The 19584-nt window shown below is 45.6% G+C and carries 20 protein-coding genes; 7 read left to right on the plus strand and 13 right to left on the minus strand.

The genetic code is table 11. The features are described 5' to 3' along the window. Positions 1-8: 8 nt before the first annotated feature. Genes Pas1_RS00770 through Pas1_RS00780 form a run of 3 tightly spaced genes read right to left on the minus strand, consistent with a single transcriptional unit; the run spans position 9 to position 3793 of the window. Positions 9-1790 carry a M61 family metallopeptidase gene (locus tag Pas1_RS00770; RefSeq protein WP_112295134.1) on the minus strand — a complete coding sequence of 594 codons (1782 nt, stop codon included), beginning with the start codon at positions 1788-1790 and terminating at the stop codon, positions 9-11. Between the two features lie 16 nt (positions 1791-1806). Then, positions 1807-2526 carry a DsbC family protein gene (locus Pas1_RS00775; protein ID WP_112294205.1) on the minus strand — a complete coding sequence of 240 codons (720 nt, stop codon included), beginning with the start codon at positions 2524-2526 and terminating at the stop codon, positions 1807-1809. After that, positions 2519-3793 (minus strand): FAD-dependent monooxygenase, encoded by a 1275-nt coding sequence (locus tag Pas1_RS00780; RefSeq protein WP_112294206.1) that lies wholly within the window; start codon positions 3791-3793, stop codon positions 2519-2521. Before Pas1_RS00780 ends, Pas1_RS00775 begins: the two co-directional genes overlap by 8 nt. Positions 3794-3833: 40 nt before the next feature. On the opposite strand from Pas1_RS00780, the gene ychF reads away from it, so the two are divergent. Continuing rightward, positions 3834-4928, plus strand: coding sequence for a redox-regulated ATPase YchF (gene ychF / locus Pas1_RS00785; protein WP_112202769.1), 1095 nt, complete (start codon positions 3834-3836; stop codon positions 4926-4928). 62 nt (positions 4929-4990) lie between these two features. Here ychF and Pas1_RS00790 read toward each other — a convergent pair whose 3' ends face one another. From Pas1_RS00790 to rpe, 6 genes are all read right to left on the minus strand, one after another. Next, positions 4991-5344, minus strand: coding sequence for a hypothetical protein (locus Pas1_RS00790; protein ID WP_112237041.1), 354 nt, complete (start codon positions 5342-5344; stop codon positions 4991-4993). An 87-nt stretch (positions 5345-5431) separates the two neighbouring features. Further along, positions 5432-6244, minus strand: a complete 813-nt coding sequence (gene trpC, locus Pas1_RS00795) for an indole-3-glycerol phosphate synthase TrpC (RefSeq protein ID WP_112294207.1) — start codon at positions 6242-6244, stop codon at positions 5432-5434. A 10-nt stretch (positions 6245-6254) separates the two neighbouring features. Next, positions 6255-7283, minus strand: a complete 1029-nt coding sequence (gene trpD, locus Pas1_RS00800; RefSeq protein ID WP_112294208.1) for an anthranilate phosphoribosyltransferase — start codon at positions 7281-7283, stop codon at positions 6255-6257. Between the two features lie 8 nt (positions 7284-7291). Next, complete coding sequence (locus tag Pas1_RS00805; RefSeq protein ID WP_112202777.1) at positions 7292-7855, minus strand: anthranilate synthase component II; 564 nt, start codon at positions 7853-7855, stop codon at positions 7292-7294. Beyond that, positions 7839-9344: an anthranilate synthase component I gene (trpE, locus tag Pas1_RS00810; protein ID WP_112294209.1), complete on the minus strand. Its 1506-nt coding sequence runs from the start codon at positions 9342-9344 to the stop codon at positions 7839-7841. The genes Pas1_RS00805 and trpE overlap by 17 nt, the downstream gene beginning before the upstream one ends. Continuing rightward, positions 9344-10069 carry a ribulose-phosphate 3-epimerase gene (gene rpe, locus Pas1_RS00815; protein WP_112202781.1) on the minus strand — a complete coding sequence of 242 codons (726 nt, stop codon included), beginning with the start codon at positions 10067-10069 and terminating at the stop codon, positions 9344-9346. The genes trpE and rpe overlap by 1 nt, the downstream gene beginning before the upstream one ends. Before the next feature lie 49 nt (positions 10070-10118). Here rpe and apaG point away from each other — a divergent pair, with 49 nt between their 5' ends. The 3 genes from apaG to Pas1_RS00830 all read left to right on the plus strand — a co-directional run bounded on the left by apaG (position 10119) and on the right by Pas1_RS00830 (position 12571). After that, a complete protein-coding gene (gene apaG / locus Pas1_RS00820; protein WP_112208738.1) occupies positions 10119-10493 on the plus strand; it encodes a Co2+/Mg2+ efflux protein ApaG in 375 nt (124 codons plus the stop codon). A gap of 119 nt (positions 10494-10612) precedes the next feature. Then, the gene (mltA, locus tag Pas1_RS00825; protein WP_112294210.1) at positions 10613-11767 is read left to right on the plus strand and encodes a murein transglycosylase A; all 1155 of its coding nucleotides are present in this window, start codon (positions 10613-10615) and stop codon (positions 11765-11767) included. 27 nt (positions 11768-11794) lie between these two features. After that, positions 11795-12571: an enoyl-CoA hydratase gene (locus tag Pas1_RS00830; RefSeq protein WP_112294211.1), complete on the plus strand. Its 777-nt coding sequence runs from the start codon at positions 11795-11797 to the stop codon at positions 12569-12571. On the opposite strand, the gene Pas1_RS00835 is transcribed toward Pas1_RS00830, so the two are convergent. The 4 genes from Pas1_RS00835 to bioA are packed head-to-tail and all read right to left on the minus strand — an operon-like array spanning position 12568 to position 17020. Further along, positions 12568-13758, minus strand: a complete 1191-nt coding sequence (locus Pas1_RS00835) for a M20 aminoacylase family protein (protein WP_112294212.1) — start codon at positions 13756-13758, stop codon at positions 12568-12570. The two genes, Pas1_RS00830 and Pas1_RS00835, sit on opposite strands and share 4 nt — an antisense overlap. A 33-nt stretch (positions 13759-13791) precedes the next feature. Continuing rightward, positions 13792-14523, minus strand: coding sequence for a dethiobiotin synthase (gene bioD / locus Pas1_RS00840; RefSeq protein WP_112294213.1), 732 nt, complete (start codon positions 14521-14523; stop codon positions 13792-13794). Continuing rightward, the gene (locus tag Pas1_RS00845; RefSeq protein WP_112237057.1) at positions 14520-15755 is read right to left on the minus strand and encodes an aminotransferase class I/II-fold pyridoxal phosphate-dependent enzyme; all 1236 of its coding nucleotides are present in this window, start codon (positions 15753-15755) and stop codon (positions 14520-14522) included. The genes bioD and Pas1_RS00845 overlap by 4 nt, the downstream gene beginning before the upstream one ends. Then, positions 15752-17020, minus strand: a complete 1269-nt coding sequence (gene bioA, locus Pas1_RS00850) for an adenosylmethionine--8-amino-7-oxononanoate transaminase (RefSeq protein WP_404824869.1) — start codon at positions 17018-17020, stop codon at positions 15752-15754. The genes Pas1_RS00845 and bioA overlap by 4 nt, the downstream gene beginning before the upstream one ends. A gap of 181 nt (positions 17021-17201) precedes the next feature. Between bioA and bioB the strand changes: the two genes are divergently transcribed. The 3 genes from bioB (at position 17202) to mraZ (ending at position 19580) form a co-directional block, all read left to right on the plus strand. Beyond that, positions 17202-18239: a biotin synthase BioB gene (gene bioB, locus Pas1_RS00855; protein ID WP_112294215.1), complete on the plus strand. Its 1038-nt coding sequence runs from the start codon at positions 17202-17204 to the stop codon at positions 18237-18239. Between the two features lie 11 nt (positions 18240-18250). After that, on the plus strand, positions 18251-18880 hold the full coding sequence (coq7, locus tag Pas1_RS00860) for a 2-polyprenyl-3-methyl-6-methoxy-1,4-benzoquinone monooxygenase (protein ID WP_112294216.1): 630 nt from the start codon (positions 18251-18253) through the stop codon (positions 18878-18880). Between the two features lie 271 nt (positions 18881-19151). Further along, positions 19152-19580, plus strand: coding sequence for a division/cell wall cluster transcriptional repressor MraZ (mraZ, locus tag Pas1_RS00865; protein ID WP_112237066.1), 429 nt, complete (start codon positions 19152-19154; stop codon positions 19578-19580). Positions 19581-19584: the final 4 nt, after the last annotated feature.

Below are 19584 nucleotides of genomic sequence, written 5' to 3' on the forward strand. Positions count from 1 at the left end.
AGCAGGAATCAGACAACTGAGAGCTGGTATTGCTTTGGAGTTTGATGAACGTTGAGATTGACCATGCGTTCATGCTCAAGATCTTGTCGATAAAAGCAGACTATGCAGTCATGATCCATCGTTAGGCTCGTTAGGACTTTATCCCAACGAGAGCTCGTCACGCGCTGACCGTTGATGCTAGAGATCAAGTCACCGGGTGCTAACCCCGCTGCCTGGGCTACACCACCATCAAGCACATGAGTTAATTTTAGCCAGCCCTTATCGTCCGTATATCGAATACCGAAAGCCAGCTTCACCATCTCCAGCTTGGCTAGTGATTTAGAGCTCACTTTAATCAAGCGAGGGTTAAACCATTTCTCTAAAGGTAGATCTGCAGTACCAAAGATATATTCTGTTTTAAATTGAGACCAAATTTTCTGAAAGCCACTGCCTAATAATCGAGAGATGAGTGTATCAAGGCCATTTTCTTCAATACCATTCATGGTTAAACCATGCTCTTGCCATATCAAGCGCATGAGATCATCTAGTGACTTGCGGCCTTTTGTGAAATTCCGAATTTGGAGATCAAGTCCCAATGCTAAGAGGGCGCCCTTACCGTAGTAACTGACTACGCTATTAGGAGTATTTTCATCAGCCTGGTAATACTTAGTCCACGCATCAAAAGAGCTATCAGCGAGACTTTGTTTATTTCTTCCTGGACTACGTAAGATGGCGTTCCAGTTATCAGCAATAATACCCAGATACGTTTTTAAATCAATGCGTTTACTGCGAAAGAGTTGCAGGTCATCGTAATAGCTAGTAAAGCCTTCGAATAACCAAAGTAAGCGCGTGTGATTTCTGCGATTTAAACGGTAAGGCTGGAATGCCTTAGCTTGAATGCGTTTAACTAACCAAGCATGAAAATATTCGTGACTGCAGAGCCCTAAAAATTCTTGATATGCTTTTTCATCAAAAGCTACTTCTGCTTGGGGAACTTGGTCTCTTCGACAAAGCAAAGCGGTACTATTGCGGTGCTCTAGACCGCCGTAGCCACTCACTACAGCGTTGACTAAAAATAAATAACGGTTAAACGGAGCGCGTTTACTTTTAGGTTCAAAGAGCGCAATGGTTGAAGAGCAAATTGCCTCCAAATCTTCTGCTAAACGTTTCACCTGAATTGGGTGAATGCATCCCTGAATAGCCATGCTATGCGCTACACCCTGAGACTTCCACTCGACTAACTGAAACTGGCCCATTGCAACTGGATGATCGATCAAGTCTGCATAATTTTCAGCAAGGTAAAAACCAAAGCCTTTTGAATCAATTTTGGCGGACCGCAGGGTGGTTTGAACAGACCAAAACTCTGCATCTGCAGCCTTTGGTGGAACAAGTACCAAGGCACATGGAATATTTTCCTGTCCACACACACTTAAACACAAACTTGTCGCATTCAAAAATGCACGTTCGGTATCTAGATAAGCGGCACGAACGGATGAGTCGAAGGCATATATCGTAGCCAATACCTCCACTGGACCATCAATACGGGGCAGGCGCCACTGATCGTTATTAATGCGCTCAAGCTCAAGCTTCTGATCAGGCTGCTTTAATGAGTGGGCCGCAATAGTCTCAATATGTTTACTAAAGTCTCGTATCAAATAGCTACCTGGGATCCAGCTGGGCATTTGTAAGGCTTGTCCAGCAGGATCAGGGTTCTCAATCCGAAGTTTGACTTGGAAGCGATGACCATGAAGGTCTGCTGGCCAGATCGTGTACTCGATTGCTGGGTAATCTTGAGAAATGATGGGATTCATATTCATCTATCGTGAATTATTTCAGGCTGCTGAATTTTTTCTCGATATCAGTCAACTGTGCCGCACCAGGAAAGCGACTGCCATCCACAAAGAAGATGGTGGGTGTGCCAGTAATACCCAAAGTTTTTGCTAGACTTAGATTTTTATCAATTGCCACAGTATTGCAATCATTTTTACCGGTGATGGGTGTGCCATTGATCATCCAATCGACATAAGTTTTGCTTGGATCGCTAGCGCACCAAATTTGCTTAGATTTTTGTACAGAGTCTGCAGACAAAATCGGAATGAGATAGGTATAGATTGTGACGTTATCAAGTTGCTGCAAGGATTTTTCTAAACGCTTGCAATATCCACAGTTAGGATCCGCAAAGATGGCCAGTTGGCGACTACCGTTGCCATGAACTATCTTGATTGCGTTGGCGCTTGGTAAATCAGCCCATTTAATTCGATTCAGATCATTTTGGCGTTGCTCGGTAATATTTTTACCGGTGGCGACTTCAATGATCTCTCCCTGAAGAAGATATTTACTATTGACATCGGTATAGAACACATCGTTGCCTACTTGAACTTCGTAGATTCCTGCAATGGTAGATACTGTGACAGATTTAATCTTGGTATTGCTACCTAATTTACCTTGGAGCTCAGCTTTGATTTTCTGTTCAGTCTGAGCTGATACAAGGCTTGCAAAACCTAGACTCAAAGTAATGCATAGAAAAAAATTCAATAATTTATTCAAGATTGTTATCCCCAAGAGCCTGTTGAATCAGGCGCTGCTTCAAAAAATGACTTTTATTCACTAGTCCCAGGCCAAAGTTGCGAGCAAAACGTTCTACGTTACTTGCACCAGAAAATAATTTTTTTAATTTATCGGTAACCCAGAGTAATGCGCTCGTATCGCCTTGACGTTCTCGTTCGTAACGGCGCAGTAAAGTTAAATCATTAATGGAGCGAAAGCTCTCACGTTTACCCAAAACATTTAAAAGCGCAGCAACATCGCGCAGTCCTAGGTTGAGTCCTTGGCCAGCTAAAGGATGGATCACATGTGCAGCATCTCCTAGTAGAACAACTTTTGGATCTGATGCTGGTCCAATAAAGCGTTCAGAACGCATTTTACGTAAAGGGAAGCTCGTTGGTTGAGAGTGCAGTGTTAACCCGCCGAGTTGTTGAAGAATAGCCCCGTCGGCTATTTCACCAAACTGTTTGGTCCATTCAGATTGACTGAGCTTAAGTAAATGTCCTGCATGAGCGTTTGAGGTAGACCAGACCATCGAAACTTGTTGATTTGGTAAGGGCAGCATTGCAATGATGTCACCCCCCGGAAGAAACCATTGATATGCAGTTTGTAAATGGGATTGGGCGCACTGCCAATTCACCACCACTGCAGTTTGCTCGTAGCTTTCTTCTTCAATCTCAATCCCGATTGACGAGCGAATAAAAGAATTGGCGCCATCTGCTGCAATCACAAGTTTGGCAGTCATCGGTTTACCATTTTCAAGTTCGAGATGAGCGCCATTTGGATCGACGCTGATTGCTTTAATGCTGGTACTTAAGCGCTCCAATTTGTTCTGAAAGCGAGTAGCGGTATCGAGCGTGTGTTCGATCAAATCAGACTCACCAATCCACGCCAATTCAGAAATGCCTGCCTCGAAGGCGGATAAGTGGAGTTGATCTGTAGGCTCACTCCGATCACCATAAATGCGCATATCTTTGACAACTTGAAGGCGTTTATGATCTACGGCATCCCAGACTTGCAGGCGCTTGAGTAGCGTGATGGTTCCTGGAGAAAAGGCGTAAATTCGCTGCCCCCATTCACTGCCTGTGGGAGTGCTAATTGCCTGATCTAGTCCCGGAGCGATTTCTAGGGTTTGAAGTCCAAGCTGGGCAAGCCCTAGCGCCACTGCTTTGCCTACAATCCCGCCACCGATCACGGCTACATCAATTGATCTAGCGTCTTGGGGTTTGGCAGTGTTGGCGAAAGCCTGATTTTGATGAACTTCTGACATAACTCGATGATATCGAAACCAGCCCCTTTACAATACAAACATGTCTTTGAAATGTGGCATCGTCGGCCTGCCTAACGTCGGCAAATCTACCCTGTTTAATGCGCTTACCAAAGCTGGTATTGCGGCTGAGAACTATCCTTTTTGCACAATCGAGCCTAATGTGGGTGTGGTCGAGGTGCCTGATCCCCGCCTGGCTGCCTTAGCTGAGATTGTTTCTCCAGAAAGAATCCTCCCTGCCGCAGTGGAATTTGTTGATATTGCTGGATTGGTGGCTGGTGCCTCTAAGGGAGAGGGTCTAGGTAATCAATTCTTAGCCAATATTCGGGAAACTGATGCCATTACGCATGTAGTGCGTTGTTTCGAGGATCCCAATGTGATTCACGTGGCTGGCAAGATTGATCCCATTGCAGATATCGGAGTGATTGATACCGAGCTGGCCCTGTCGGATTTAGCAACAGTTGAAAAAACCCTGAATCGTTCTACTAAAGCCGCAAAGTCAGGAAATGACAAAGAAGCAGCTGCATTGGTGGCGGTTCTGACCAAAGTTCAGACCCATTTAGATTCTGCTCTGCCAGTTCGAAGTTTAAAACTGACTGATGAAGAGAAATTACTGATTAAGCCGCTATGTTTAATCACCGCTAAGCCCACTATGTATGTAGCAAATGTAAAAGAAGATGGCTTTACCAATAATCCTCATCTAGAGGCCGTTCAGCAGCATGCAGCAAAAGAGGGCGCGCCTGTAGTGGCAGTCTGCGCGGCGATTGAAGCAGAAATCGCAGATTTGGATGACGCTGATAAAAATGCTTTCTTGGCAGATTTAGGTATGCAAGAGCCAGGTTTAGACCGAGTCATTCGTGCAGGGTATGCGCTGCTGGGTTTACATACTTACTTCACGGCTGGCGTAAAAGAAGTGCGGGCTTGGACAATTCGTCAAGGAGATACGGCCCCGCAAGCGGCTGGAGTGATTCATACCGACTTTGAGCGCGGCTTTATTCGTGCCCAGACCATTGCTTATCCTGACTTTATTCAATACAAGGGCGAGTCAGGCGCTAAGGAGGCTGGCAAAATGCGTGCTGAAGGAAAAGAATATGTAGTGAAAGACGGAGATGTATTGAATTTCTTGTTCAACGTTTAAAGTAGCGCCTTAAAACAAGAAAGCCCGCTAATTCAGCGGGCTTTTTATTTGCTTTGAGCGTATCAGCTAGCAGATTTGGCAGCCTTTTCAAGACATTTCGAAAGTTCTTCGTAGCGCTTAAGGGCGAGCTTAGTAGGGATCACTTCTTTTTTTCGGCCATCTTCATTCGCTGCCATCTTAATGTAGCCCATAGCGCTTAAGGTTTTCAGACGACCGTGTAGGGTGGCTTGTGAGCCCAACGCGGATAGGGAAATTAAGTCACCGACGAGTACCGGTTTTTTTGCATGAAAGCTCAGCACGACAGTGTTAAGCAGACTTTCTTCTGTGCAATCCAATTTTTTACCTGGAGCGATCCTATCGATTGCATCGATAAGATTTAAAAATCGCAAATAGGCGGGAGTGTTTGGGTTTGGCATTTTGTACTGGACTAGGAGATGAATTTTTTAGTTAATTTAGCATTAGCTCTAGGGCTGATTGTACGCCTCATCCAAGATAAATGTTTTTCAGTCCTTGCACTTGAAAAGTGCATTGAGAGCCACACCAGGATCCTCTGATCTCATGAAAGCCTCGCCAACTAAAAAACCATGAACATCATGATCTTGCATTAACTTGACGTTCTCAATGTTCAATATTCCGGACTCAGTAATGACTGTCTTTCCTGTAGGTATCAGGGGTAGCAAGGAGAGGGTTGTTTGCAAACTCACCTCAAATGTCTTGAGATTGCGATTATTAATTCCCAGTAAAGGCGTTTTTAATTCAAGTGCAAACTCTAATTCTTCAGCGTTATGAACTTCCACTAGCACGTCTAAGTTTAGTTCGATAGCGCACAGTTCAAGCTCTTTCATCTGGTTGATATCCAGAGCTGCAGCAATAAGCAGAATGGCATCGGCCCCAATGGCCCGCGCTTCATAAACTTGATAGGGATCGATCGTGAAATCTTTTCTCAGGACAGGAATGTGGCAGGCTGCCCTAGCCGCTTCAAGATAGGAATTCGCTCCTTGGAAATAGTCAGCATCAGTTAAAACAGAAAGACAAGCTGCGCCGTTAGCGGCATAACTTTGCGCAATTTCAGCGGGCTGAAAGTTCTCCCGCAAAATACCTTTGCTGGGACTGGCTTTTTTGATCTCACTGATCACAGCAGATTTCCCATTGGCGATTTTCTTCTCAATGGCGGCTACAAAGCCACGTGGCTGCATCAGCGCATCTTGATTGTTGGACTCTGCTTTATTGCGCTGTTGAGCGAGGGAGATTTTTTGAGTATCTCTAGCAACTTCGAGGCGCTTAGTTGCCACAATCCGGTCAAGAATATCGCTCATATATCGAGTGCTAGTTACTTTGGGTTGCTGCAATGAATGCATTAAGCTTTTGTAGGGCAGCACCAGATTCAATAACCTGCTTTGCCATGGTAATACCACTGGCAATGTCTTTACTAACATCAGCAACATAGAGGGTTGCTCCAGCATTCAGGCAAACAATATCTTTAGCTGGACCTGCTTTTCCATTGAGCACATCCAGAATCATTTGCTTAGATTCTTCTGCATTGGCGACTTTGAACTGAGATGTCAAAGCGGTACTTAGACCAAAGTCCTGTGGATGAATTTCATATTCACGAACTACACCATCTTTGAGTTCACCAACTAAGGTAGGGCCCTCAAGAGAGATTTCATCAAGGCCATCGCGACCATAGACTACTAAGGCATGCTTCATATTCAGAGCCTGTAAGACTCGCGATTGAATTCCAACCAAGTCTGCGTGAAAAACGCCCATCAAAATATGCTGAGCATCTGCAGGATTGGTCAGGGGGCCCAAGATATTGAAGATGGTACGAACGCCAAGCTCTTTACGAACCGGCGCAACATTTTTCATAGCAGGATGATGATTGGGCGCAAACATAAAACCCGCACCGACATCAGAAATACATTGAGACACTCTTTCTGGTGTTAGGTTGAGGTTGACGCCTAACGCTTCAAGAACATCAGCACTACCGGATTTACTGCTCACACTACGATTGCCGTGCTTAGCAATTTTTGCACCAGCCGCAGCTGCAACGAACATCGCTGCAGTAGAAATATTGAAAGTATGGGCACCATCACCGCCAGTCCCAACCACGTCTACTAAGTGTGCTTTGTTATTAATCTGTACTGGCGTAGCAAATTCACGCATCACCTTAGCAGCAGCAGCAATCTCACCAACGGTTTCTTTCTTGGTGCGTAAGGCTACTAATAAGCCTGCAACCAAGGTGGGCGACATTTCGCCATTCATCATCATGCGCATCAGATGCGTCATCTCATCGTGAAACAATTCGCGATGTTCAATACAACGTTGCAGAGCTTCTTGAGGTGTAATTGGCATCATTTTAGTTATCAGGCCTGGAGAAAATTCTTCAAGAGAGCATGTCCATGTTCAGACAGAATTGACTCAGGGTGGAATTGCACCCCTTCTACAGCGAGTTGACGATGACGCACACCCATGATTTCACCATCGGGTGAGGTCGCTGTGATTTCTAAAACTGCGGGTAAAGAACTTTTTTCAATTGCCAAGGAGTGATAGCGGGTCACTTTGAAAGGGTTTGGCAAGTTCTTAAAAACACCCAATCCAGTGTGATGAATTTGATCAGTTTTGCCATGCATCACTTTTTGAGCACGCACAATATGTCCGCCAAAAGCCTCACCAATCGCTTGATGGCCTAAGCACACACCCAAAATCGGAATTTGGCCCGCATAGCGCTTGATAGTCTCTACCGAGATACCCGCCTCTGCTGGACTGCAGGGCCCTGGAGAAATACAAATACGACTTGGCTTCAGGCCGGCTATATCCTCTACGGAAATTTCATCATTACGCACCACTTTCACTTCTTCGCCCAGCTCAGCAAAGTACTGAACTAAGTTATAAGTAAACGAGTCGTAGTTATCAATCATGAGGAGCATCGAGTCCTCCTTGAACTAAATCAGCAGCCAACAATACAGCACGCGCTTTGGCTTCGGTCTCTTTCCACTCTGCAGTTGGATCTGAGTCTGCAACCACACCAGCACCCGCTTGAGAATGTAAAACTCCATTCCGAATCACCCCAGTTCGTATCGCAATTGCAACGTCCATATCGCCCGAGAAAGAGAGATAGCCCACAGCACCACCATAGACGCCGCGTTTAACGACCTCCATCTCGTCAATAATTTCCATCGCCCGAATCTTTGGGGCACCAGATAAAGTACCGGCTGGGAAGGTGGCGCGTAGTACATCCATATTGCTCATATTGTCGAGCAATTGACCTTCAACAGAGCTAACAATGTGTTGTACATGAGAATATTTTTCAATTGACATCGAGTCAGTCACTTGGACAGAGCCTGTTTTGGCAATGCGACCCACATCATTACGAGCCAGATCGATCAACATCACATGTTCAGCAATTTCCTTGGGATCAGCTAACAATTCTTGTGCTAGACGCTCATCCTCTTGAGGCGTACTTCCGCGGGGGCGAGTGCCTGCCAAGGGGCGAATCGTCACCATTTTTTCTCCTCCACGTAGTTCTTGCCTAACCAAAATTTCTGGTGAGGAGCCGACTACTTGGAGATCGCCGAAGTCATAGTAGTACATATAAGGCGATGGATTGAGAGATCGTAATGCTCTGTAAAGCGCTAGAGGAGAATCGGTAAAGGGCTTGCTAATGCGTTGGCCGATGACGACTTGCATACAATCGCCAGCCAAAATATATTCTTTAGTTTTAAGAACAGCTTTCTCAAAATGAGCAGCCTTAAAGTTACGTACTAAATCTGTTTTATTGCTCGGTCTTGAAACAGGCATGCTGAAGGGCTTGCTTAGGCATGCGAGTAGTTCTTTTAAGCGTACTTGAGCTTTTTCAAAGCCATGGGGCTCGGTAGGATCAGCATAGACTATGAAATAAATTTTTCCAGTGACGTTATCAATTACCGCCAACTCTTCGGTGAGCATCAATTGAATGTCAGGTACACCTAATTCATCAGGTAAGTTGTGGCTAGCTAATTTTGCTTCGATATATCTCACAGTATCGTAACCAAAGTAACCCGCTAAGCCACCACAGAAGCGGGGCAGGCCGGTTTGTAAGGGCACTTTAAAGCGTTTGAAGTAGGCATCGATAAAGTCGAGTGGATTATCCCGATTACTCTCTACAACTTTGCCATCAGTCAGAATCTCAGTCAGTGGCGCTGTGGGCGTCCCAGCTGTTCTCAAAAGCGTTTTTGCTGGAAGACCAATGAATGAAAAGCGACCAAAGCGTTCGCCGCCTACAACCGACTCTAGTAAGTAAGTATTTTTTTTACCAAAGGCTTGAGTTAGCTTTACATAAAGCGATAGTGGCGTCTCGAGATCCGCCAATACTTCTTTTACTAAAGGGATTCGATTAAAGCCTTGCTTTGCTAAAGCATTAAATTCATCGAGCTGCATTACGCTTGTCCTGACTTCGCCAATTCTGAGCGCATCTCTTGAATAATATTTGCGTAATTGGGTTTGCCGAAAATCGCTGAGCCTGCCACAAATGTATCTGCTCCTGCCTTAGCTATTGCAGCGATATTGTCGATCTTGATTCCGCCATCTACTTCAAGTCGTATCTGCCTTCCGCTATCTTGTTGATAACGGTCTAAGCGAGATCTCACCTGGGTAATTTTTGTAAGCGTACTTGGAATAAATGATTGCCCACCAAATCCTGGGTTCACCGACATGAGCAAAACCAAATCAACCAAATCCAAAATGTGATCCAGATGATCTAAAGGCGTTGCAGGATTAAATACCAAGCCCGCTTTACAGCCGCTATCGCGAATCAGATTCAGTGTGCGATTTACATGAGGACTTGCCTCGGGATGAAAGCTAATGAGATTAGCGCCAGCTTTAGCAAAATCAGGAACAATTCGATCGACTGGTTCAACCATGAGATGCACGTCGATGGTCGCCGGCTTACCCGCTTTGATGGCGTGCGGACGAATAGCCTCACATACTAATGGACCAATTGTGAGGTTGGGGACGTAGTGGTTATCCATCACGTCAAAGTGAATCCAGTCTGCTCCAGCAGCCAGAACCTCTGTAACTTCCTTACCTAAACAGGCAAAGTCAGCCGAAAGGATAGAGGGCGCTATTACAAAAGGCAGATTTTGGGACGAATTTGGCTTATCCATCCCTAGATTCTAGCTTGCAGTTGTACTTTGGATGGAGCAGAATTGCGGCATGAATTCCTTAGAGATCAGCATTACTGTGCGCTCCCAGTTCCTACCGGAGCAATCTGACCCCGATAATCGCCAATTTGCCTTTGCCTACACCGTGACCATTCGCAATTCTGGGGCAATGAATGTTCAGTTAATCGCCCGCCATTGGTTTATTACTGATGGAGATGGCGATGTCCAAGAGGTTCGGGGCCTAGGGGTTGTGGGGCAACAACCCCTTTTAAGACCAAACGAGCAGTTTGAGTACACCAGTTGGGCTACTTTGCCCACTTCGGCTGGCACTATGAGGGGCGAATATTTCTGTATTACGGAGGAGGCTCAGTTTTTTCAGGCGCCCATCCCTGAATTTGCACTAGTCATGCCTAGGACCTTGCACTAAGAAAAGCTTATTTTTTCCCTTTTCCGGTCCAAAGGACAATAAACAATAACAAGCCTAAGGCAATGGCCGCCTCAAGGACAAAAAGTAGCATTGGGTATTCATCGAGTAAATTGGCAATCATGGCTTCTAAATCTGAAAAATTATTAGGTGGTTTCTATCGGCACTCGCTAGCTAGTGTATTCCTAGTGGGCATTCTCGTTTTAATAGTGGGGTGTTCTGTGCCCCCTACACGTGCTCCAGGCAATTATTCGAGCAGTGGTAGTGCACCGAGTTCATATAGCTCTCAGGTAGCAACTTTTTCCGCGGTCTCATGGCAGGCTTTGCCAGGATGGCGTGAAGATGATCTCAGTAAAGCATGGCCCGCATGGCTAAGAAGTTGTGAAGTCCTGCGTAAAAAAAATGGTGAGATTAATTGGCGTGGAGTTTGCTCTCAAGCGAACACACCGCCTGCCCGTGACGCTCAAGGGATTCGTCAATACTTTGAGAATAATTTTCAGGTATACGAGGTACGCAATAGTTATAACGGGAGCGATACCGGTTTAATTACTGGCTATTACGAACCCCTCTTGAATGGTTCGCTGACGAGAACCAGCACTTATACCGTGCCCCTATACGCCTACCCGAGTGCTTGGAAGAGATCAAAGCCAATTCCGGGACCTACTCGAGCACAGCTTCTTAGCTCGGGTGTTTTGAATGGTTCTGAAATAGCTTGGGTCGAAGATCCAGTTGCTGCAGCTTTTATGCAGATACAAGGTTCAGGAAAAATTCGTTTACAAGATGGCCGTATTTTGCGTCTCGGTTTTGCGGGAACGAACGATCAACCATTTCAATCTATCGCCCAATGGTTAATAGAGCGAAAAGAGATTCGAAGAAATCAGGCCTCTATGCAGAGTATTTCAGAATGGGCCAAACGTAATCCTGGCCAGGTTACTGAAATGCTGAATGCCAATCCTCGCTTTGTCTTTTTTAAAGAGTTGCCAAGTGATGGTGGGGCTGAGGTAGGCCCAGTAGGCTCTCTAGGAGTGCCGCTTACCCCCGAAAGAAGTATTGCAGTTGACCTGAGATCAATTCCAATTGGCGCACCAGTATTTTTAGCAACCAACAAGCTCTTAAGTACAGAATCGATTCAAAAATTAGTAATGGCTCAAGATACTGGAAATGCTATTGTGGGCGGCGTCAGAGCTGACTTTTTCTGGGGCTCAGGCGATGCAGCCGCAGAGCTGGCAGGCCATATGAAACAAAATGGCAAGATGTGGTTACTATTACCTCGTTAAGCTGTAATCTTCGCCCGGAAGGAAATGATGACTTACCAAAATATATTGACTGAAGTGGATGGCAAAGTTGCCATCATTACACTGAATCGCCCACAGGTTCTGAATGCGATTGATGACAGCTTGATGGATGAGCTTCTCTCCGCGCTGCAGAAATTCGATGCTGATGATCATATTGCCTGCATGATCGTGACCGGAAGTGAAAAAGCGTTTGCTGCAGGAGCAGATGTTTCTAAGATGGCCAAAATGGGCTTTAACGAAGTCTATCGTCAGGAATTCATCACGCGCAATTGGGATCAGATTAAACAAGTTCGCAAGCCTATCATTGCAGCAGTATCTGGCTTTGCCTTGGGCGGCGGCTGTGAGCTAGCTATGATGTGCGACATGATTATGGCCTCAGACACTGCTAAATTTTCTCAACCTGAAATTAAGCTCGGAATTATTCCAGGCGCTGGTGGTACACAACGCTTACCTCGTGCTGTTTCAAAATCGAAAGCAATGGATCTTGTATTAACTGGGCGCATGATGGATGCGGTTGAGGCAGAGCGTGCTGGTTTAGTAGCTCGTATTTTTCCGCAAGCGGATTTCTTAAAACAAGTAAAGGCAGTTGCGCACGAGATTGCTGCAATGCCTTTGTTGACGATATTAATGGCCAAAGAGAGCATCAACACTGCTTATGAAACGACGCTCTCCGAAGGGATTCATTTGGAGCGACGCCTCTTTCACAGCTGTTTTGGGACCCATGACCAAAAAGAAGGCATGGCAGCCTTTATTGAGAAGCGCCCAGCAAAATTTACGAACGCTTAAGCTAGATAGCGCTGTGCAAGTTTGACCCAATAACTCACTCCAACTGGAATGAGTGCATCATTAAAGTCATAAGAGGGATTGTGTAAGTGACATGGACCCATGCCATGACCTACTGATCGGTGATCACCATCGCCATTGCCCAAGAAAACATAGCATCCAGGTTTCTCGAGCAACATGAAGGCGAAATCCTCAGCCCCCATAGTTGGATCAATATCCATATCAACTTGCTCTTCGCCAACCAGCTCTTTCATGACTTCCCCTGCAAAGCGAACTTCTTTAGCGTGATTAATCAGCGGGGGATAGTTACGTGTAAAAATGATTTCTGCATGACAGTCAAATGCATTAGCTGTATGTTCAGCAATTTCTCGTAGTCTTTGCTCCATCAAATCTAACACCTCTAAAGTAAAGGTGCGAATGGTGCCGCCAATGAATGCACTGTCTGGAATCACATTACTAGTCTCACCCGCATGAAATTGCGTCACAGATAAAACTGCAGCATCCACTGGACGTTTGTTGCGAGTCACAATACTTTGTAAGGCTTGAACAACTTGTACTCCAGTGAGGACAGGATCTGCGCTGTTATGTGGAAGTGCGGCGTGGCCACCTTTACCTTTGATCGTAATTTCAAAAGTATTGCTAGAGGCCATCATCGGGCCCGTAGTAACACCAAAATTTCCTTCTGCTAAACCTGGCCAGTTATGAAGTCCAAAGACAGCATCACAAGGAAATTGTTTGAATAAACCATCTTTGATCATTTCACGTGCACCAGCTCCACCTTCTTCAGCAGGCTGAAAAATGAAGATCACACTACCTTTGAAATCGCGATGGTTAGATAAGTATTCTGCTGCTCCGAGAAGCATGGCAGTATGACCATCATGACCACACGCATGCATTTTTCCAGGATTTTGCGATGAATGAGAAAAGGTGTTGTGCTCTTGAAGAGGTAGGGCGTCCATATCAGCACGCAGACCAATCATTTTTCCTGGACCAAGATCTCCAACCAGGCGACCTACAACCCCGGTCTTACCAAGACCTCGGAATACCTCAATGCCCCAACTGGAAAGCGCTTCGGCTACGAGTTGGGAAGTGCGATTCTCTTCAAAACGTAATTCAGGGTGGGCGTGGATATTGCGCCGAATTTCTTGAATTGCGCTTGAGGAATCAATGATCTCAGGGAGTAAACGCATGCCTTCATCTTAGCCGAAAGTGCCCTAAAGCCCCTAAAGAAGCTCTAAATTCAGGTGCTTGGCAGCAAAAGCGAGCGCCTCTATCGAGTAGGGCGCATTTTGGGGTTTGACTAAATGCTGACTTAGGCTAGGAATAAGCCCTAAAAAAGGTGCGGGAATACATTTTTTGAGTGCATTGATGTTTTCTTGAAGCATGGGCATCGGCGTGTTTAATGAATTGGCAACCCATCCCGCAAGCTTGAGTTTGCGCTGAACAATTGCTTCGCAACTCAGTAGCGCATGATTGATGCAGCCTAGGCGCATTCCTACTACCAGGATCACGGGTAAATCGAAACTCTGAGCCACATCGCCCATATTATTGACATCATTGATGGGCACTAAAAATCCACCCACACCCTCAACAATGACAGTCGAAAAATCTTGCTGTAATTGTTTAAAGGCGCTCAAGATCGTTTTTGCATCCAGCGCAATATTTTGTGAAGCTGCACCAAGATGTGGTGCAATCGGCGCATCTAAGATATAAGGGCAGAGATCATCCGCAGACAGTGGGCGCTGCGCTTTACTCGTAGACGCTATTCTTAAACTTTCTATGTCTTCATTTAGACGCGATCCGTTTTGTGCTGCGTAAGTGCCTGCAACAACGGGTTTGAATCCCGCACAATCTATCCCCAAAGAGTTGAGTTTCCACAGCAATGCTGCGCTGACAAGCGTTTTACCAATCTCTGTATCAGTGCCTGTAACGAAATACCCCTTCGAGAGATTCATGCAGCATCCCCTACAAGCATGCTGGACTCTATCTTTTGTAAAACCTCAATGAGTTTTTTGACATCATCCATTGTGTGGTTCGCAGAGAAAGTCACTCGCAAACGAGCCTTGCCCTCTGGCACGGTGGGTGGACGAATTGCCGGAATCCAATATCCTGCTTCGTCTAGTAGTTTGGATGCCAGTAGGGCATTGGCATTACTGCCAATAATGATTGGCTGAATTGCAGTCAATGAGTGTATCTTTTCCCAACTTGAGAACGCCATCTCCTGATTCCACAGTTTGATTAATTCATTTAAATGTTTACGCCTAGCTTTGCCTTCAATCCCCTCGATGAGATTGAGACTCTTTGAAACAGTATGTGCGATTGCTGGGGGTGTCGCAGTTGTATAGATGTAGGGACGCCCTTTTTGAATCACCCATTCGATGAAAGAATCTTCCGCACAAATAAATGCACCACTGACACCAGCAGCCTTACCTAAGGTACCGATATAGATCAGCCTCTCAGAATGAAGTGCAAAGTGCTCAAGGATGCCATGACCATTTTCACCAAGCACACCAAAGCCATGTGCATCATCTACCATCAGAAGTGCATCGTATTGTTCAGCGAGTTTGAGTAATTGATGGAGTGGTGCTAGATCGCCATCCATACTAAAGACACCATCAATAACGATGAGTTTCAAAGGAGACGTGTCTTTAATTAAGGCACCCTCTAGTTCAGCAAGATCGAGATGATCAAAGACAGTTACTGAAGCTTGATGTTGGGCGCTAGCCAAACGAACGCCATCAATTAATGAGGCATGATTGAGTGCAGCAGAATAGATATGAGCTTCACCCTTGTTTGCCAATCCAATCAGACTAGTAATCGCTGTGAGATTGGCTAAATAGCCTGTACTAAAAAAGAGTGCACGCGCATGAGGAATATGAGCACTTTGTAAGCGTGCCAATTGATTTTCTAGTAAGTCGTGCGCACGGCTGTGTCCACTAATGAGATGAGAAGCGCCACTACCGACCCCATGCTCTTGGGCGCCTTCAGATAATGCTGCAACTAGTGCAGGATGATTAGCAAAACCCAAATAATCATTACTACAAAAAGTTTTGAGTACGCGACCGCCGACTAGAGCATCCACATTGCAAGCTCTCTCATTAATCCGAACGGTACGTTTTAACAGCTTTTCTTCAAGCTGAGCAATCGCTTGTTTTACTAAGGCGTACGCATTAAACGAATGGCTCATTTCAAAACTCGGTTCAGCGCACGTTGTACTGCTTGAGCCATATTCTGCGTTTGCGATGCAGTCAAAATATAAGGTGGCATGACATAAATCGTATTGCCAATCGGCCGAATTAAAATACCCTCTAAAAGGCTTGCTGAAAACATTTCTCTGGCGAAGCTGCTGGGGTTCTTCAAGACTGATGGTTTTACATCAAACGCCAGAATCATGCCTTGCTGGCGCCAGTACTCAAGACGAGCATCTTTTTTTGCCCATGTAAAAGCATGGGTTAGATCTTGCGCACGCTCAATATTTTTTTCTAAGACCTGGTCTGATTCAAAGATGGCGAGAGCAGCTAGTGCTGCTGCGCAAGCTAAGGGATTGCCGGTATAAGAATGCGAATGTAAAAAACCTTGAGCAGTTTGATCGCGATAAAACGCTCGATAAATTTTTTCAGTTGTCATGGAGAGCGAAAGCGGTAAGTAACCTCCGCTAATGCCTTTGGATAGTGTTAAAAAGTCAGGCCAAATTTCAGCATGCTCACAAGCAAAAAATTTACCTGTTCGTCCACAACCTACCGCAATTTCATCAGCAATCAGATGGATCTCATATTGATCACATAAGGCCCTGACTCGGCGAAGATATTCTGGAGAGTGCATTGCCATTTGTCCGGCACATTGCACCAAGGGTTCAATAATGAATGCGGCAATGTTTTGATGTTCTTTGACAAAGATTGTTTCGAGAGCATCTGCACATTCAATTGCAATCTCTTTAGCAGATTTGCTACCTTTGGCTTTACGGCTATCTGGTGATGGCGCGATGAAAACAGATTGCAAGAGCGGGCCATAAGCTTCACGAAAGAGCGCAACATCAGTAACTGCAAGCGCACCTAAAGTTTCACCGTGGTAGCTGTTTTCGAGACAAACAAATTTTTTCTTTTGAGGCTTACCCTGCAGTTGCCAATAGTGATGACTCATCTTTAGTGCAATTTCTACTGCAGAGGCACCATCAGACGCATAAAACACATGACCTAGATGGCCTTGAGTTAAAGCGCTGAGTTTTTCTGAGAGCTCAACAACTGGTGCGTGGGTAAAGCCAGCCAACATTACGTGCTCAATCTTTTCTAGCTGTTTACTAATGGCTTGATTAATACGCGGATTAGCATGACCAAATAGATTGGTCCACCAAGAGCTAATGCAATCTAAAAAGGCATTCCCTTTGTCGTCATAAAGCCAGGCACCCTCACCGCGAGTGATGGCAATGAGTGGCAAAGACTCATGATGTTTCATCTGAGTGCAGGGGTGCCAAACCGCAGCCAAACTCCTGTCAACCCAGTTTTTTGAATCTGTTAAATTCTGCTCGTCAATCAAATGCGTATTCATCTTTGATATTTGACCACTAGTTTTCCCTAATTCAGGCCTGTATCTGTTATGTTTGAGGTTTGAATAGGTCATTTTCTGGAAATTCACTATGCTGGACTCGCAAACGCTCGAAAAGCCCCTGACTCAGATCAAATCACAAGATCAGCTCATTAAGGAGCTAGATATTGGAGCGAGCTGGACCGTTGCCCAAATCGAGGCACTTTTTGCCCTCCCTTTCAATGAGTTGATGTTTAAGGCGCAAGAGACACACCGCCACAACTTCCCAGAGGGTGATGTCGAATTAGCCACCCTCTTATCAATCAAGACTGGTGGATGTCCTGAGGATTGTGGCTACTGCCCCCAAGCCGCTCGTTACCACACTGATATCAAGGCCAATAAGTTGATGGACTTAGATGAAGTTTTGGAGGCAGCAAAGGCGGCTAAAGCAGCGGGCTCCAATCGGTTTTGTATGGGCGCAGCTTGGCGTGAACCAAAAGACCGGGATATTGAAAAAGTCACTGCCATGATCAAGGGTGTGAAGGCGCTTGGCTTAGAAACCTGCGCAACCCTGGGCATGCTGGAGGCCAAGCAGGCAAAGGCTTTGCAGGAAGCAGGCCTTGATTTTTATAACCACAATCTCGATACCAGTGAGGATTTTTATCGTTCCGTCATCACTACTAGAGACTACCAAGATCGCCTCGACACACTAGATCATGTGCGTGCTGCAGGGATGTCAGTCTGTTGTGGCGGCATTGTGGGCATGGGTGAGTCACGTCAGCAAAGAGCCGCTTTTATTGCTCGTCTTGCAAATCTTCAGCCTTATCCAGAATCTGTTCCGATTAATCATTTGGTACCGGTTGCTGGAACACCTTTGGCCGACCAAGAGCCTTTAGATCCCCTGGAATTTGTCCGAACTATCGCGGTCGCCCGGATCACAATGCCCCGTGCCAGGGTGCGTTTATCTGCTGGTCGTCAAGAGCTTGGCAGAGCTGTTCAGGCAATGTGTTTTCAGGCTGGAGCGAACTCGATTTTCTATGGTGAGCAACTACTCACTACCGGTAACCCTGAGGCAGAAAAAGACCTCGCTCTTCTGAAAGAGTTGGGCCTTAAGACCAAGTCGAGCTGCAAAGCCGAGGTTCAGGTCTAGGATTTTTGCCCATGTTTTTGTCGGATCGCCTGATTATTGAGTTTGATACTGCCCTGAAATCGATCTCGGGCGGAGCCCATTCTCGACGCTCGATTCCAATAAATGAAGATCATGGAAAAATCTCTTTAAGTGAAGCGGAGCGTACACACGCTGCAGGTTTAATGCGCGTAAATCACGTGGGCGAAGTTTGTGCTCAAGCGCTTTACCAATCGCAAAAATTATTAGCACGAGATCCTCAAATTCAGGAGATGCTCAATCACTCCGCACAAGAGGAGATGGACCATCTCGCTTGGTGTGAAACACGTGTGAAAGAGTTAGGCTCACATACCAGTTATCTCAATCCATTTTGGTATGCAGGATCCTTCGCAATCGGCTTACTAGCAGGCTTAGCGGGCGATCAATGGAGCTTAGGTTTTGTTGCTGAAACTGAAAAACAAGTTGAGAATCATCTCCAAAGTCATTTAGAAACCTTGCCTGAAAACGATCAACAATCTCGTACGATTGTTAAGCAAATGCGTCTTGATGAAATCGAGCATGGAAAAGATGCAATCGATGCTGGCGGAGTCGTTTTGCCCCCAGTGATTCAGAAGTTAATGGAAGCAAGCTCAAAGTTAATGACGAGCACTGCCTACAAAATCTAAGTCGCGATTATTTTTAATATAAAAAAATAAATACACTGTGATTAAAAACAGTATATTGATGTCATATTTAGCCATATAGCTAAGACCTACTCTTAAGTATATTTTCCAAGTTATTGTTTAAAAGAGATATTTTATTCTCAGTATTTTATGAACAGACAACGCTAAGTGTTTGTAAACACTAGAGAATTTCCTAAAAAAACCCCCTAAAACACTTGACCCTCGGTATTTCATCCTCTAAAGTGGGAGGAAGTGTGAAAAAGTGGGGAAAATAGTGTTTCAAGGTGCTTCAGCTCTCAATTTGGATGCAAAGGGTCGCATGTCTGTGCCGGCCAAGCATCGCGACGCCTTGTTGGTTCAGGGCGAGGGCAGAGTGACGCTTACCAAGCACCCCGACGGCTGTTTACTGCTGTTCCCAAGACCCGAGTGGGAAACCTTTCGTGCCCGAGTTGCTCAGTTACCGATGGACGCGCATTGGTGGCGCAGAATATTTTTAGGTAGCGCTGCAGATGTTGAGCTGGATAGTGCCGGCAGAATTTTGGTGAGTCCAGAATTACGTTCAGCAGCAGGTATCGAAAAAGAAGTGATGCTTCTCGGAATGGGAAGTCACCTCGAATTGTGGGATGCGGCAAGCTATACCGCAAAAGAGCAGGCTGCCATTGCACAAGGTATGCCTGAAGCACTCAAGCAATTTAATTTTTAATGAT

Origin of the sequence: Polynucleobacter paneuropaeus (assembly GCF_003261235.1) — a bacterium.
In the GTDB taxonomy this organism is placed as follows: domain Bacteria; phylum Pseudomonadota; class Gammaproteobacteria; order Burkholderiales; family Burkholderiaceae; genus Polynucleobacter; species Polynucleobacter paneuropaeus.

Coding starts and splice junctions, on each gene's coding strand:
- trpE (WP_112294209.1), bottom strand. CDS start 9,344: ATGCAGCTCGATGAATTTAATGCTTTAGCAAAGCAAGGCTTTAATCGA.
- Pas1_RS00845 (WP_112237057.1), bottom strand. CDS start 15,755: ATGAGCCATTCGTTTAATGCGTACGCCTTAGTAAAACAAGCGATTGCT.
- Pas1_RS00835 (WP_112294212.1), bottom strand. CDS start 13,758: ATGCGTTTACTCCCTGAGATCATTGATTCCTCAAGCGCAATTCAAGAA.
- coq7 (WP_112294216.1), top strand. CDS start 18,251: ATGTTTTTGTCGGATCGCCTGATTATTGAGTTTGATACTGCCCTGAAA.
- Pas1_RS00805 (WP_112202777.1), bottom strand. CDS start 7,855: ATGCTCCTCATGATTGATAACTACGACTCGTTTACTTATAACTTAGTT.
- trpC (WP_112294207.1), bottom strand. CDS start 6,244: ATGAGCGATATTCTTGACCGGATTGTGGCAACTAAGCGCCTCGAAGTT.
- ychF (WP_112202769.1), top strand. CDS start 3,834: ATGTCTTTGAAATGTGGCATCGTCGGCCTGCCTAACGTCGGCAAATCT.
- apaG (WP_112208738.1), top strand. CDS start 10,119: ATGAATTCCTTAGAGATCAGCATTACTGTGCGCTCCCAGTTCCTACCG.
- mltA (WP_112294210.1), top strand. CDS start 10,613: ATGGCTTCTAAATCTGAAAAATTATTAGGTGGTTTCTATCGGCACTCG.
- trpD (WP_112294208.1), bottom strand. CDS start 7,283: ATGATGCCAATTACACCTCAAGAAGCTCTGCAACGTTGTATTGAACAT.
- Pas1_RS00770 (WP_112295134.1), bottom strand. CDS start 1,790: ATGAATCCCATCATTTCTCAAGATTACCCAGCAATCGAGTACACGATC.
- bioB (WP_112294215.1), top strand. CDS start 17,202: ATGCTGGACTCGCAAACGCTCGAAAAGCCCCTGACTCAGATCAAATCA.
- Pas1_RS00780 (WP_112294206.1), bottom strand. CDS start 3,793: ATGTCAGAAGTTCATCAAAATCAGGCTTTCGCCAACACTGCCAAACCC.
- Pas1_RS00790 (WP_112237041.1), bottom strand. CDS start 5,344: ATGCCAAACCCAAACACTCCCGCCTATTTGCGATTTTTAAATCTTATC.
- bioD (WP_112294213.1), bottom strand. CDS start 14,523: ATGAATCTCTCGAAGGGGTATTTCGTTACAGGCACTGATACAGAGATT.
- bioA (WP_404824869.1), bottom strand. CDS start 17,020: ATGAAACATCATGAGTCTTTGCCACTCATTGCCATCACTCGCGGTGAG.
- Pas1_RS00830 (WP_112294211.1), top strand. CDS start 11,795: ATGACTTACCAAAATATATTGACTGAAGTGGATGGCAAAGTTGCCATC.
- rpe (WP_112202781.1), bottom strand. CDS start 10,069: ATGGATAAGCCAAATTCGTCCCAAAATCTGCCTTTTGTAATAGCGCCC.